Genomic DNA, 14,327 nt, shown 5'->3' on the forward strand with positions numbered 1-14,327 from the left:
GGTCGCAGCTACGAACCCCGAGGAGCCCCGTGTCCCGCCGCCGAGACGCCGTCGTGCGCCGCGGGCTCCGCCACATCGGCCGGGCCGTGCGCGAGCAGCCGCGCATGTTCACCCTCGCGTTCCTCGCCAGCAGCCTCTACGGGGGCATGACGGTGGCCAGCGCGTACGTCATCGGTGAGGTCACCGACCGGGTGCTGCTGCCGGCGTTCGACGAGGGTGCCACGACCACGGCCGCGCTCACCCTGGCCTCGGTCGCCATCCTCGGCGTCGCCCTGCTGAAGATCGTCGGCATCCTGGGCCGCCGGCTGTTCGCCGGCATCATGAGCTACCGGCTGCAGGCGGAGTACCGCCGGCGCGTCACCGGGCAGTACCTCCGGCTCCCGCTGTCCTGGCACCAGCGCCACCCGACCGGGCAGCTGCTCTCCAACGCCAACTCCGACGTCGAGTCGGCCTGGTTCTTCGTCGCGCCGCTGCCCTTCGCCTGCGGCGCGCTGGTGATGATCGCGATCACCAGCGTGGCGCTCGTGCTCACCGATCCGCTGCTGGCGCTGGTCGGCCTGGTCGTCTTCCCGCTCGTGTTCGGCGCCAACATCGTCTACTCGCAGGTGATGAGCCCGCGGATGCAGCGGGCGCAGCAGCTGCGGGCCGAGGTCAGCGAGATCGCACACGAGAGCTTCGACGCCGCCCTCGTGGTCAAGACGCTGGGCCGTGAGGACACCGAGACCGAGCGCTTCACCGAGCGGGCTGAGGAGCTGCGCGACGGGCTGATCGCCGTCGGCCGGGTCCGCGGGATGTTTGACCCGCTGATGGAGGCCCTGCCCAACCTGGGCACGCTCGCCGTCCTGCTCATCGGCGCCGGCCGGGTCGCCGACGGCGCCGTCGACGCCGGCGACCTGGTCTCCATCGCCTACCTGTTCACCCTGCTCGCGCTGCCGATCCGGGCCATCGGCTGGGTGCTGGCCGACCTGCCGCGGGCCCTGGCCGGCTTCGACCGGGTCACCCCGGTGCTCGAGGCGACCGGCGAGACCCCGTACGGGCCCGATGCCGCCGTCGCCGCTGCCGGGGGCGCCGGGATCGGCGTGCGCGACGTCGGCTTCACCTTCGACGGGGTGTCCCGCCCGACCCTGCACCAGGTCACCTTCGACGTGCCGGCCGGCCGCACCGTGGCCGTGGTCGGGCCCACCGGCTCGGGCAAGTCCACCCTGGCCGGGCTGCTGGTGCGCCTGGTCGACCCCGCCGACGGGAGCGTGCTGCTCGACGGCGTCGACCTGCGCCGGCTGCGCGAGGGCGAGACGAGCGCCCAGGCGGCGTTCGTCGCGCAGAGCGCCTTCCTCTTCGACGACACCGTCCGCGGCAACGTCACCCTGGGCGCGCCGTTCTCCGACGACGAGGTGCAGGCGGCGCTGCGCGTGGCCGCCGCCGACGAGTTCGTCGGGGCGCTGCCCGAGGGCCTCGACACCCGCGTGGGGGAGCGCGGCGCCTCGCTGTCCGGCGGCCAGCGGCAGCGGCTGGCGCTGGCCCGCGCCGTGGTCCGCCGTCCCCGCCTGCTCGTGCTGGACGACGCCACGAGCGCCGTCGACCCCGCCGTCGAGGCCCGCATCCTCGACGCCCTGCGCGGCAGCGAGACGCCGACGACGGTCGTGGTGGTCGCCTACCGGCAGGCCACCATCGCCCTCGCCGACGAGGTGGTCTGGCTGGCCGACGGGCGGGCCGTCGCCCGGGGCACCCACGACGAGCTGCTCGCCCAGGTGTCCGGCTACGCGGCGCTGGTGCGCGCCTACTCCGAGGCCGAGGTGGCCGCGTGACCGGGTCGGCCCAGCACACCGCGCCGGCCCAGCGCACCGAGGGGGCGCTGGCGACCCTGCGCCGCGGGCTGCGGATGATGCCCGAGTTCCGGCGCGGGTTGCCGGTCACCTTCGCCCTGGCCCTGGTCGCGACCGCCGGCCGGGTGGTCGTCCCCATCGCCGTGCAGCAGGTCATCGACCGCGGGCTGACCCCCGGCGGGGCCGACCTGGAGCTGGTCACCTGGCTGATCGCCGGCTGCGCGCTGGTCGTGGTGCTTACGGCCGTCGCCGTCTACCGGATGAACGTGCGGCTGTTCCGGACGACGGAGACCGCGCTGGCCAACCTGCGCGCCCGCGCCTTCCGGCACGTGCACGACCTCTCGGTGCTGCACCAGCAGGGCGAGCGCCGTGGCTCCCTGGTCTCCCGGGTCACCAGCGACGTCGACCAGCTGTCGGTGTTCATGCAGTGGGGCGGCGTGCTCGGCCTCGTGAGCGTGGGACAGCTGTTCGTCGCCACCGTGGTCATGTTCGTCTACTCCTGGCAGCTGACCCTGCTGGTGCTCGTCTGCTTCGTGCCGCTGGTGTTCGCCGTCCGCTGGTTCGCCCAGCGGCTGGTGCGGGTCTACGGCGTGGTGCGGGAGCGGGTCGGCGACGTGCTGGCCGCGGTCGCCGAGTCGGTGGTCGGGGCTCCCACGGTGCGTGCCTACGGCGTGCGCGGGCGCACCGCCGCCCGGCTCGACGCCGCCATCGACCGGCACTACCGCGCCCAGGTCGAGGCCCAGAAGGTCACCGCCGCCGTCTTCGTCAGCGGCGAGTTCGTCGCGGCGCTGGCCAACGCGGCCGTGGTCGTCGTCGGGGTGCTGCTCGGCCTGGCCGGTGACATCACCGCCGGCACCCTGGTGGCCTTCCTGTTCCTGGTCACCCTCTTCGTGGCCCCGGTGCAGACCGCCAGCGAGGTGCTCAACGAGGCGCAGAACGCCGTCGCCGGCTTCCGCCGGGTGCTCGACGTGGTCGACACCGAGCCCGACGTCCGCGACCCCGCCGTCGCGACCCCCGGCCGGGTGCGGGCACTGCCGGAGGGGCCGCTCGGCGTCCGCTTCGAGGCGGTCACCTTCCGCTACGCACCCGGCGCCCGGGCGGCGCTGGACGGCGTCGACCTCACCATCGCGCCGCGCACGCGGGTGGCGATCGTGGGGGAGACCGGCTCGGGGAAAACGACGTTCGCCAAGCTGGTCACCCGGCTCATGGACCCGGTCGAAGGCACCGTGCTGCTCGGCTCCGACGCGGGCGGGTGGGTGCCGCTGGCCGACGTCGCCTTCGCCTCGCTGCGTGCGCGGGTGGTGATGGTGCCGCAGGACGGCTTCCTGTTCGACGCGACCGTCGCCGAGAACGTCCGGTACGGCCGGCCCGGCATGACCGACGCCGACGTCGTCGCCGCCTTCGACGACCTGGGGCTGGGGGACTGGCTGGCGGGGCTCCCCGAGGGGGCGGCCACCGCGGTCGGCCAGCGCGGCGAGTCGCTCTCGGCGGGCGAGCGGCAGCTGGTGGCCGTCGCCCGCGCCTACGTCGCGGACCCCGACCTGCTGGTGCTCGACGAGGCGACCAGCGCCGTCGACCCGGCCACCGAGCAGCGGCTGACCCGGGCGCTGGACCGGCTGACCGACGGGCGGACGACGCTGACCATCGCGCACCGGCTCTCCACCGCCGAGCGGGCCGACGAGGTGCTGGTCGTCGACGCCGGGCACGTGGTGCAGCGCGGTACGCACGCGGAGCTGGTCGACGCCGAGGGCCCCTACGCGCGGCTGCACGCCTCGTGGCGCCGCTCCTCGGCCGGCGAGCCCGAGCCGGTCATCGGCTGAGTTCCCGGGCCAGGCGAGCGGACGTCTCGGCCGTCGGCGGAGGGACTGACGGGTGCCGCGGCCGGAAGCGACCGCGTGCCCCCTTCACCGCGGTCGTCTACTGCACCCTCTGGGCGGTGCCGGCCTTGGCGAGCAGGGTCCGCAGCAGGTGCCGTTCGTCGGCGTCGAGAGCCACCATCACGGGGGAGGACTCGAGCATGGCCGCCTGCAGGGCGTCCCTGGTGCGCCTGCCGGCGTCGGTGAGTTCGAGCAGCTTGACGCGCCGGTCGCCCTCGCGGGTGGCTCGTGCGACCAGGCCGCGCCCCTCCAGCCGGTCGGCGATGCCCGTGACGTAGGAGGCGTCGCAGCGCAGGTGCTCCGCGAGGGAACGCATGGGAGCGGCCGCCTCCAGGGCCAGCAGCGCCCGCGCCTGTGCCGTCGTCAGCTCGAACGAGGCGGCGGCCGCCTCGAAGTTCGCGCGGGTCAGCTCGGTCACGTGCATGAGCAGGGCGGCGGTGTCCCGGGCCTCACCTGCCGGATGCCCGGTCGTCGCGTCCCGCGCAGTGCCCATGATCGCAGAGTACTCGACTCGGGAAACACTTGACGATGTCAAGCAACCGGTGGAGGCTTCCGACTGTTTAGCCAGTCAAGCTTCCAGGAGGCGAAGATGGTTCCCAACGCTCCCTCGGCAGACGAAGGCGACGCAGCGGTCGCACCCCCACCCCGGGGTGTCCACCGGCCGCCGGCTGGTCACGATCCGGCGCGTCCCCCGGGCGGCCCGGCCGCCACGGCTGCTGCTCCCTTGTCCGCCGCCGAGCTGGGCTTCCTCCGATCCGGGCGACTGCTGGGGCGCCTGGCCACCAGCGACGTCCACGGCCAGCCGCACGTGGTGCCGGTGGGCTGGCGCTACGACGAGCGGCTCGGCACGTTCGAGATCTCCGGCCGGGACTTCGCCGCCACCCGGAAGTACCGCAACGTCGTTGCCAACCCCAGGGCGGCGCTGGTCATCGACGACGTCCTGCCCCCGTGGCGCCCGCGCTGCGTCCACGTGCAGGGCCCCGCGCAGGCGGTCCCCGCCGACCTCGCCACCGGCGCCGAGGCCCTGATCCGGCTGACCCCCGCCAAGGTCACCTCCTGGGGGCTGGACGAGGAGGGGGCCTGACCGTCGGTTCCTGCGCGCGCCACCCCCTCGCCACCTCCCCGATCAAGGAGAACACCCATGGCTCCTCGCGTCGCCGTCATCTACTATTCCGCCACCGGGCACACCCACCGCCTTGCCGAGGCGCTGGCCGCGGGAGCGGCCGAGGCCGGGGCCGAGGTCCGCCTGCGCCGGGTGCGCGAGCTGGCCCCCCAGGCCGCGATCGCCGGCAACCCCGCCTGGCAGGAACACGTCGCGGCGGCCTCCGCCGTGCCGGAGGCCGCGCTGGAGGACCTGGAGTGGGCCGAAGGCCTGGCCTTCGGTTCGCCGACCCGGTACGGGATGATCGCCGCCCAGCTCAAGCAGTTCCTGGACATGACCGGCCCGCTGTGGCAGCAGGGCGAGCTCGCCGACAAGGTCGTCACCTCCTTCACCGGCGCCTCGACCGCTCATGGCGGCCACGAGACGACCCTGCTGTCGCTGAGCGCGGTCTACGCCCACTGGGGTGCGGTGATCGTCCCCCTCGGCTACACCGACCCGGCGGTGTTCGCCACCGGCAACCCCTACGGCTCGACCTGGCTGTCCGGCCGCGGGGAAGGGCCCGATCCGCTCACCCTGCGGGTCGCCGCGCACCAGGGGGCGCGCCTGGCGCGCTGGGCCGGCCGGGCCGTGCTCGACCCGGCGCCGGCCGATGCCCGAGCCGGTGCCTGAGCGGGCGAGCGGGCGCCGCCCGGCGACCACCACCGTGGTCGGGCACCAGCAAGGGGGCGACCGGGCGGACCCGGGGGGCTGGCCGCTGGTGGCCGCCGCGGGGCTGGCGGTGTTCATGGCCATGCTCGACACCTACGTCGTCACCGTGGCACTGCCCAGCATCGGCGGGTCCTTCGGCGTGGGACCCGCAGGGCTCCAGTGGGTCGTCCTCGCCTACTTCCTGCCGATGGCGGCACTGGCGCTGCCCACCGGCAGGTGGCTGGACGGCGCCGGGCACCGGGCGGCCTTCCTGCTCGCGGTGGGCGGCTTCGCCGCGGCCAGCCTCGCGTGCGCGCTGACCGGCTCGCTGGGTGTGCTGCTGATCGCCCGTGCGGCTCAGGGCGTCTTCGCCGCGATGCTCACCGCGCTGACCCCGGTGCTGGTCACCGTCGCGGTCCGTCCGGAGGTGCGCGGCCGGGCCATGAGCGTCGTCGCCACGCTCGGTCCGCTCGGGGCGTTGAGCGGGCCGGCGCTGGGCGGCTGGCTGACCGAGGCGGCCGGCTGGCGCGCGTTGTTCCTGATCAACGTGCCGATCGGCGCGGTGCTGGCGGTGCTCGCGGTGCGCGCGCTCCCGGCCGGGGCCCGGCTGCGGTGGCCCGGTCGGAGCTGGGTGGCTGAAGCGGTGCTGCTCGGCGGGGCGGTCCTCGCGGTGGTCGGCGCACTGACCCTGACCGTGCAGGCCGGAGCCGGATGGCTCGCGCTGACCGTGATCGCGGTGCCGCTGCTGGGGCTGTGGCGTCGCCTGCCCACCAGCGCCGCGCTGCTCGCCGTGGCCCGGGCCAGGCCGGTGCGTGGTGGTGTCCTCGCGCTGGCTCTGGCGTCCACCGGCACCAGCGCTGTGGTGTACCTCGTCCCCTTCTTCCTCACTCGCCAGGCCGGTACCTCGCCGGGCGGCATCGGCCTCGCCCTGGCGGCGCTGCCGCTGGCCATGGTGGTGCTGGGTCCCCTCGGCGGCCTCCTCGCCGACCGGGTGGGCGCCCACCGCGTCGCACTGGCCGGCGCTGTCGTCGTCGTCGCCGGGCTCGTCCTCCTCCTACCGCTGTCGACCGCCTGGGGCGCCGCGGACCTGGCCTGGCGCCTGGCGGTCGTCGGGGCCGGCATGGCGGTGTTCGTCGGTCCCAACCAGACGCGGATCATGAGCGCGGCCCCGCCGTCGTCGCTGGCCACCGCCGGCGGCGCCTCCGGGCTGGCCCGCAGCCTCGGGTTCGGCCTCGGGCCCGCGTTGGTCACCGCCGCCTGGGCCGGCGCGGGCTACACCCCGGCCGGCATGCGCCTGGCCGTCGTGCTGACCGCTGCCGCCGCGCTGGGCGCCGTCGTCGCGCTGGCCCTCACCGGTCCACGCTCGTCACGCCGGGCAACCGCCTTCCCCGGGCGCGCGAAGGATGCCGCATCGTGACGTGGTCCTCCGGTCGCGTCGCGGTCGGCCGCACCGGGCAGGTGGGCACCCCGACCACGGGGACCGGTCGGGGTGACACGTGGGCCCTCCGGATCCTGTTCGCCGCCAGTGCCGTCGGCGGCCTGGGCCAGTCCCTGGCCGGAGCGGCCGGCGCCCTGCTCGCCGTCCAGGTGAGTCGCTCCGAGGCGGTGGCCGGCCTGCCGCAGGCCGCCCTGGTCGCCGGTTCCGCCGGGGCCGCGCTGGGCCTGTCCCGGATCGCCGCTCGCCGCGGACGGCGGGCGTCCCTGGCCACCGGAGCCGGCGTCGCCCTGGCGGGCTGCGCCGCGGTGGTCGTCGCGGCCGCTGCCGCCAGCCTGCTCGGGCTCTTGGCCGGCAGCCTGCTGCTGGGAGCCGGCACCACCGCGGTCATGCTGGTCCGCTACGCCGCCGCCGACCTCGCCGGGGAGGGCTCGCGCGCCCGCGCCATGGCCTCGGTGCTGGTGGCCACCACCGTCGGTGCCGTCGTGGGCCCGAACCTGCTCGCACCCGCAGGCTCCCTGGCGATCTGGCTCGGCGTACCTGCCTTGAGCGGGGCCTACCTGCTGTCCGGCGCCGCCTTCGCCGTCGCCGGCCTCACCGTGATGGCCGGCCTGCCCGCTCCCGCCCGACCGGCAGCGCAGCCCGCCGCCGCGCTGCGCCCGCCGGACCGGCTCGGCCGGGACGGCGTGGTGGGTCTGGTGGTCCTGGGGATCGCCAATCTGGTGATGGTCGCGGTGATGACCATGGCGCCGGTCCAGCTGCACCACCTCGGCCACCCGATGACCTCGATCGGCGTGGTGGTCAGCGCGCACATCGCCGCCATGTTCGCCCCCTCCCCGCTCAGCGGAAGGCTCACCGACCGTCTCGGCGCTTCGCGGTCCGCCGGCATCGCCGGCATCTTGCTCGTCGCGGCCTCCCTCCTGGCAGTCGTCGGCGCGCACTCCCTGCCGGTGCTGGGTGCGGCGATGGTGCTGCTGGGTTCGGGGTGGAACCTGGCGCTGATCAGCGGCAGCGTGCTCCTCACCGCCGGCGCCCGCCCCGGCGACCGCCCCCGCCGAGAGGGGTGGGGCGAGGCAGGCATGGGCGTCGCCGCAGCGAGCGGCAGCGTGGCAGCCGGGCCCCTGACCGCAGGCGCCGGCTATGCGGCTCTCGCCGCCGCCGGTGCCGTCGTCGCCGCCTTCCTCCTTCCCGCCGTCCTCGCCCGGCCTCGCAGCCGGGCCGCGGAGTGACCCGTCCACCCGCGCAGGTCCCGCAGACGGGAGCGCGAGGTCACGGTCGACTGCCACCGATGTGCCCCGAGGGGTCTGCGGCCCGGTGACCGGATCGGTGGCCGGCGACGGGCGACCGACCACGCGTCACGCCTCGGGGGGGCGGCGCAACTCGCCAGCAGGGGGGACGCGCCGCGTCCACCGCGCCCGCTAGCGTCGCGCTGTGAGCACTGACACGCACACCCCCGAGGTCGACGTCGTCGTGGTGGGGGCGGGGCTCGCCGGCCTGGTCGCCACCGCCGAGCTGGCCGACGCCGGCAAGCGGGTGGTCCTGGTCGACCAGGAGCCCGAGGCGTCCCTGGGCGGGCAGGCGTGGTGGTCCTTCGGCGGGTTGTTCCTCGTCGACTCCCCGGAGCAGCGCCGGCTGCGGGTGCACGACTCCCTCGAGCTGGCCCGGCAGGACTGGTTCGGCACCGCCGGGTTCGACCGCGACACCGACCACTGGCCGCGGCGGTGGGCCGAGGCCTACCTGCAGTTCGCCGCCGGCGAGAAGCGCGCCTGGCTCAAGGAGCAGGGCGTCGGGTTCTTCCCGGTCGTCGGCTGGGCCGAGCGCGGCGGCTACACCGCCACCGGCCACGGCAACTCGGTGCCGCGGTTCCACATCGTGTGGGGCACCGGGCCGGGGATCGTCGCGCCGTTCGAGCGGCGGGTGCGGGCCGCGGTCGAGGCGGGCCTGGTGGACCTGCGCTTCCGGCACCGGGTGTCCGAGCTCGTGGTCACCGATGGCGCCGTGACCGGCGTGCGCGGCGCCGTCCTCGAGCCGAGCGACGTCGCCCGCGGCGAGGCCAGCTCGCGGTCCGAGGTCGGCGAGTTCGCGATCGCCGCGCAGGCCGTCGTCGTCACCTCCGGGGGGATCGGCGGCAACCACGACCTGGTGCGGAAGAACTGGCCGGCCCGGCTGGGGCCGGCGCCGCAGCGGCTGCTCTCCGGCGTCCCGGCGCACGTCGACGGGCTGATGCAGGAGGCCACCGTCGCCGCCGGCGCCAGCATGGTCAACGGCGACCGGATGTGGCACTACACCGAAGGCATCGCCAACCACTCCCCGGTGTGGGCCCGGCACGGCATCCGGATCCTGCCCGGGCCGTCGTCGCTGTGGCTCGACGCGACCGGCCAGCGGCTCCCCGTGCCGCTGTTCCCGGGCTTCGACACCCTCGGCACGCTGGCCCACATCGGGACGACCGGCCACGAGCACACCTGGTTCGTCGCCACCCACAAGATCGTCGAGAAGGAGTTCGCCCTCTCGGGCTCCGAGCAGAACCCCGATCTCACCGGCAAGGACGTCAAGCTGCTGATGGGCCGGGTCAAGGCCGGTGTGTCGGGCCCGGTCCAGGCGTTCCTGGACAAGGGGGAGGACTTCGTCGTCGCCCGCACCCTGCCCGAGCTGGTCGCCGGCATGAACCGCGTCACCGGCGGCACGCCGGAGCTCGACCTCGCGCAGGTGGAGCGGGAGATCGTGGCCCGCGACCGGGAGATCGCCCACCCGTTCACCAAGGACCTGCAGGTCACCGCCATCCGCGGCGCCCGCAACTACCTCGGCGACAAGCTCATCCGCGTCGCCCCGCCGCACCGCATCCTCGACCCCGAGGCCGGGCCGCTCATCGCCGTCCGGCTCAACGTGATCACCCGCAAGAGCCTCGGCGGCCTGGAGACCGACCTGTCCGGCCGCGTGCTGCGCCCCGGCGGCGAGGTCTTCCCGGGGCTGTACGCGGCCGGGGAGGTCGCCGGGTTCGGTGGCGGAGGCGTGCACGGCTACCGCTCGCTGGAGGGCACCTTCCTCGGCGGCTGCCTGTTCTCCGGGCGCACCGCCGGCCGGGCGCTGGCGGCGGCCCTGTGAGCAGTCCCTGGTCCGACCCCGGCACGCCGGCCGATCAGGGGCCGGCCTACGCCGGTCCGCCGCCCACGGCACCCCCGCCGTACGGGTACGCGGCACCCGGCCCCTACGGCCAGCCCCCGTACGGGCAGGGCTACTACGGGCCACCGCCCGGGTACGGGCCGCCGCCCTACGGCTACCCCGGCGGCTACCCGGCCGCGCCGTACCCGGGCGGTCCGCCGCGCCGACCCGGGCAGGTGGTCGGCGCCGCGGTGCTGGGCTTCGTCCAGGCGCTGCTGGTGCTCATCGCGTCGCTCTACGTCTGGTTCTTCGCCTCGATCGCCGAGCTGGCGATCGCCGAGAGCCCCACGGCCGCCCCGGCGCAGGCGTACGAGTTCGCGCGGGAAGGCACCGTCCTGGCGGTCGTGCAGCTGCTGTCCGTGGTCCTGCTCGTGGCGGCCGGCATCCTCGCCCTCACCCGCCGCGCCCGGTACGCCTGGGGGCTGCTGGTCGGGGCCCTCGTGGCGCAGCTCGGGCTGGCGGCGTACTGGTGGGCGCAGCTCAACGACCTGCTCGGCCCCGCGGCCGGGGCGCAGGACGTCACCGGGGTGCTGGCCGCGCTCAGCCTGTTCTTCTCGGCGGCGCCGCTGGTCGCCCTGGGGCTGGTCCTGCTCGGCGGCGGACGGCGGTGGTTCACCGCCCCGCAGGGCTGACCCGCGCGCACGGCACACTGGCGGGCATGTCCGCCCGTGTCCCCACCGGTTCCGCGCCGGGCCCCGAGGTCGCCGCGCTCCTGCGCCGCGACCCGGCCGGCCTGGTCGCCGCCGTCGTCCAGCAGCACGACACCCGCGAGGTGCTCATGGTCGCCTGGATGGACGACGAGGCGCTGCACCGCACCCTGACCACCGGCCGGGCCACCTACTGGTCGCGCAGCCGGCAGGAGTACTGGGTGAAGGGCGAGACCTCCGGCCACCGCCAGTGGGTGCGCGAGGTGCGCCTGGACTGCGACGGCGACGCGCTGCTGCTGCTGGTCGACCAGGAGGGCCCCGCCTGCCACACCGGCGAGCGCAGCTGCTTCCACCGCGAGCTGCCCGCCGTCCAGGGGAGCGCGGCGGGGGTGCCGTCGTGAGGTTCGGCGTCACCTCGCCGTCGCGCGCGGAGTTCGCGGCGCTCGACGGTGCGGTCGTCCCGGTCACCCGCCGGCTGCTCGCCGACGGCGAGACCGCCGTCGGCGTCTACCGCAAGTTGGCCGGCAACCGGCCCGGCACGGTGCTGCTGGAGTCGGCAGAGCAGGGCAAGCGCTGGGCGCGGTACAGCTTCGTCGGGGTGCGCAGCGCCGGCGTGCTCACCGAGGTCGACGGCCGCACCCGCTGGCTCGGCGACGAGGTCGCCGGGCTCGCCGACGACCTCCCGGCCGACCCGCTGCAGGCGGTGCGGGTGCTGGCCCGCCGGCTGCGCTCGCCGCGCACCGCGGGGCTGCCTCCGCTCACCGGCGGCCTCGTGGGCTACCTCGGGTACGACGTGGTGCGCCGGCTGGAACGGCTGCCGGAGACCAGCACCGACGACCTCGGCATGCCCGAGCTGGCGATGATGCTGGTGACCGACCTGGCCGTCCTCGACCACTCCGACGGCTCGGTGCTGCTCATCGCCAACGTCCTGCGCGGGGCGGCGGCGGGCGACGCCGGCTACGACGACGCGGTCGCCCGGCTGGACGCCATGGCCGCCGCCCTGGTGGCGCCCAGCGCCCCGGCGGTCGCGGTGTTCGAGGCCGCCGACGCGCCGCCGGTGCGGAGCAACCTGGAGCCGGGCGCCTACGCCGCCGGGGTCGAGGCCATCCGCGAGCACATCCGGGCCGGTGACGCCTTCCAGGTGGTGCTGGCGCAGCGGTTCGAGCTGGAGACGCAGGTCGAGGCGCTCGACCTGTACCGGGTGCTGCGGGCGACGAACCCCTCGCCGTACATGTACCTGCTGCGGTTCGCCGGTCGCGAGTCGCCGTTCGACGTCGTCGGCTCCTCGCCCGAGGCGCTGGTGACGGTCACCGGCTCCTCCGCGGTCGTGCACCCGCCGGCCGGCACCCGCCCGCGGGGGGCGACGCCCGAGGAGGACGTCCGGCTGGCCGACGGGCTGCTGGCCGACCCCAAGGAGCGCGCCGAGCACGTGATGCTGGTCGACCTCGCGCGCAACGACCTGGGCAGGGTCTGCGTGCCGGGCAGCGTGGAGGTGCCCGACTTCATGCGGGTCGAGCACTACAGCCACGTCATGCACCTGGTGTCGACCGTCGCCGGCGAGGTCAGCCCCGGGTGCGACGCCCTGGACGTCTTCGACGCCACGTTCCCCGCGGGCACCGTCTCCGGCGCGCCCAAGCCCAGCGCCATGACGATCATCGAGCGGCTGGAGCCGACGCGGCGGGCGCTGTACGCCGGCACCGTCGGCTACCTGGACGCCAGCGGGGACATGGACATGGCGATCGCCATCCGCACCGCCGTCCTGCACCAGGGGCGGGCCTACGTGCAGGCCGGCGCCGGGATCGTGGCCGACAGCGACCCGGCGACCGAGGAGGCCGAGACCCGGCACAAGGCCCGCGCCGTGCTCTCCGCGATCGCCACCGCCGAGGGCCTGCGGGAGCTGCGCGGTCCGGAGGGCGGGTGAGCGCCACCTCCCGACGGGAGCTGGCCACCGCGGTCGCAGGAGGGGTGGTCGCCGGCGCGCTGGCGCTCTCCGCCGCGGGCCAGCAGTGGGCCGGGGTGACCGTCGAGCGCCGGGCGCCGTTCCCCCCGGTCGCCGGCGCGCTGTCGGGCACCGACGCGGCCCCGCTGGTGCCCGCCGCCGGGCTCGTCCTGCTGGCCGCGGCGCTCGCGCTCCTCGCGGTGCGCGGCGCCGGCCGGATCGCGGTCGGCGTGGCCATGGCGGCGGCCGGGGTCGCGCTGCTGTGGGCCGGCGTGCGGGTGCTCGCCGGGGGAGTGGCCGACGCCGCGGCGGACCTGCCGGGTTTCTCCGGCGGCGACGTGACCTCGACGGCGGTCGACGTCACGGTGGGCTGGCCGGCCCTGGCCGTCGTCGCGGGCGTCCTGGCCGCAGCGGTCGGCGTGCTCGTGGCCGTCCGCGGGCGCTCCTGGCCGGGCATGGGGCAGCGGTACGAGCGCAGCTCCGCGCCGGCGCGGGAGCGGTCGGCGGAGGACCGCGCCGACGACGCGTGGAAGGCACTGGACCGGGGCGAGGACCCCACCGACCCGGCTCCCGGTGCACCGGTGGACCGGCGGGCGTAGTGGGACGGGCGGGAGCCGGAGGACCGGCCCCCGGGACCGGGCGGACCCGGCCCGCCTCTACAGTGGTCGCACCATCCGCCCGGTGCGGGATCGACGGACGAGAGGCAGCGGCGCGCATGAGCATCTCCGGGACCTCGGCCGAAGGCGCGGCCACGCCGTGACCGTCCTCGACGAGATCGTGGTCGGCGTCCGCGCCGATCTCGCCGCCCGGGAGGCCCTCCGGCCGCTCGAGGAGATCAAGGCCGCCGCCCGGGACGCCGCTCCCGCGCGCGACGCGCTGGCCGCCCTCCGGGCACCCGGGGTCGGGGTGATCGCCGAGGTGAAGCGACGCAGCCCCAGCAAGGGCGACCTGGCCGACATCGCCGATCCCGCGGCGCTGGCCCGCCAGTACGCCGCCGGTGGCGCCCGCGTCATCTCGGTGCTGACCGAGCGCCGGCGCTTCGGCGGCTCGCAGGCCGATCTCGCCGCGGTCCGGGCGGTCGTCGACGTCCCGGTGCTGTGCAAGGACTTCGTGGTCAGCAGCTACCAGGTGCACGAGGCGAGGGCGTACGGGGCTGACGTCGTCCTGCTGATCGTGGCCGCGCTCGAGCAGAACGTGCTGCTCGGGCTGCTGGAGCGGGTCGAGTCCCTCGGCATGACCGCCCTGGTCGAGGTGCACACCGAGGCGGAGGCCGACCGCGCGATGGCCGCCGGCGCGTCGGTCATCGGCGTCAACGCCCGTGACCTCACCACGCTGGAGGTGGACCGGTCGACGTTCGAGCGGATCGCCCCCGGGCTGCCGTCGGAGGTCGTGAAGGTCGCCGAGTCCGGTGTCCGCGGCCCGCACGACCTGATCAGCTACGCCGCCGCCGGGGCCGACGCCGTCCTCGTGGGGGAGGGCCTGGTCACCGCCGGCGACGCCCGCCAGGCCGTCGCCGACCTGGTGACCGCCGGCGCGCACCCGGCGACCCCGCGCACCACCCGCTGACCTCCCCGGGGGCGCCGCGGAAGCGCCCGACCACCCGTCCGGGGGTTCGTCGGCACGTCGGCCGCCACCCCTGCGCCACTCCCGGCGCCCGG

The 14,327-nt window shown here is 75.9% G+C and carries 13 protein-coding genes; 12 read left to right on the forward strand and 1 reads right to left on the reverse strand.

Annotation, left to right across the window (positions count from 1 at the left end):
* The first annotated feature begins 29 nt into the window (after nt 1-29).
* Nucleotides 30-1,805 carry an ABC transporter ATP-binding protein gene (locus BD833_RS17290; protein WP_208092737.1) on the forward strand — a complete coding sequence of 592 codons (1,776 nt, stop codon included), beginning with the start codon at nt 30-32 and terminating at the stop codon, nt 1,803-1,805.
* Complete coding sequence (locus BD833_RS17295; protein WP_166534401.1) at nt 1,802-3,643, forward strand: ABC transporter ATP-binding protein; 1,842 nt, start codon at nt 1,802-1,804, stop codon at nt 3,641-3,643. The genes BD833_RS17290 and BD833_RS17295 overlap by 4 nt, the downstream gene beginning before the upstream one ends.
* Before the next feature lie 97 nt (nt 3,644-3,740).
* Here BD833_RS17295 and BD833_RS17300 read toward each other — a convergent pair whose 3' ends face one another.
* Nucleotides 3,741-4,193: a MarR family winged helix-turn-helix transcriptional regulator gene (locus BD833_RS17300; RefSeq protein WP_166534402.1), complete on the reverse strand. Its 453-nt coding sequence runs from the start codon at nt 4,191-4,193 to the stop codon at nt 3,741-3,743.
* A 231-nt stretch (nt 4,194-4,424) separates the two neighbouring features.
* Here BD833_RS17300 and BD833_RS17305 point away from each other — a divergent pair, with 231 nt between their 5' ends.
* From BD833_RS17305 to trpC, 10 genes are all read left to right on the forward strand, one after another.
* Nucleotides 4,425-4,784 (forward strand): PPOX class F420-dependent oxidoreductase, encoded by a 360-nt coding sequence (locus BD833_RS17305; RefSeq protein ID WP_243737753.1) that lies wholly within the window; start codon nt 4,425-4,427, stop codon nt 4,782-4,784.
* A 57-nt stretch (nt 4,785-4,841) separates the two neighbouring features.
* Nucleotides 4,842-5,471 carry an NAD(P)H:quinone oxidoreductase gene (gene wrbA / locus BD833_RS17310; protein ID WP_166534404.1) on the forward strand — a complete coding sequence of 210 codons (630 nt, stop codon included), beginning with the start codon at nt 4,842-4,844 and terminating at the stop codon, nt 5,469-5,471.
* Nucleotides 5,464-6,906, forward strand: a complete 1,443-nt coding sequence (locus BD833_RS17315) for an MFS transporter (RefSeq protein WP_166534405.1) — start codon at nt 5,464-5,466, stop codon at nt 6,904-6,906. The genes wrbA and BD833_RS17315 overlap by 8 nt, the downstream gene beginning before the upstream one ends.
* Nucleotides 6,903-8,153, forward strand: a complete 1,251-nt coding sequence (locus BD833_RS17320) for an MFS transporter (protein WP_166534406.1) — start codon at nt 6,903-6,905, stop codon at nt 8,151-8,153. Before BD833_RS17315 ends, BD833_RS17320 begins: the two co-directional genes overlap by 4 nt.
* A 202-nt stretch (nt 8,154-8,355) precedes the next feature.
* On the forward strand, nt 8,356-10,026 hold the full coding sequence (locus tag BD833_RS17325) for an FAD-binding dehydrogenase (RefSeq protein WP_166534407.1): 1,671 nt from the start codon (nt 8,356-8,358) through the stop codon (nt 10,024-10,026).
* Nucleotides 10,023-10,715 (forward strand): hypothetical protein, encoded by a 693-nt coding sequence (locus tag BD833_RS17330; protein WP_166534387.1) that lies wholly within the window; start codon nt 10,023-10,025, stop codon nt 10,713-10,715. Before BD833_RS17325 ends, BD833_RS17330 begins: the two co-directional genes overlap by 4 nt.
* 26 nt (nt 10,716-10,741) lie before the next feature.
* Entirely contained in the window at nt 10,742-11,131 is a 390-nt protein-coding gene (hisI, locus tag BD833_RS17335; RefSeq protein ID WP_166534408.1) for a phosphoribosyl-AMP cyclohydrolase, read from the forward strand.
* On the forward strand, nt 11,128-12,651 hold the full coding sequence (locus BD833_RS17340) for an anthranilate synthase component I (protein WP_166534409.1): 1,524 nt from the start codon (nt 11,128-11,130) through the stop codon (nt 12,649-12,651). Before hisI ends, BD833_RS17340 begins: the two co-directional genes overlap by 4 nt.
* Entirely contained in the window at nt 12,648-13,268 is a 621-nt protein-coding gene (locus BD833_RS17345; RefSeq protein ID WP_166534410.1) for a Trp biosynthesis-associated membrane protein, read from the forward strand. The genes BD833_RS17340 and BD833_RS17345 overlap by 4 nt, the downstream gene beginning before the upstream one ends.
* 157 nt (nt 13,269-13,425) lie before the next feature.
* Nucleotides 13,426-14,235 (forward strand): indole-3-glycerol phosphate synthase TrpC, encoded by an 810-nt coding sequence (gene trpC, locus BD833_RS17350; RefSeq protein WP_166534411.1) that lies wholly within the window; start codon nt 13,426-13,428, stop codon nt 14,233-14,235.
* Nucleotides 14,236-14,327 lie beyond the last annotated feature (92 nt).

Origin of the sequence: Blastococcus xanthinilyticus (assembly GCF_008124835.1) — a bacterium.
GTDB lineage: Bacteria > Actinomycetota > Actinomycetes > Mycobacteriales > Geodermatophilaceae > Blastococcus > Blastococcus xanthinilyticus.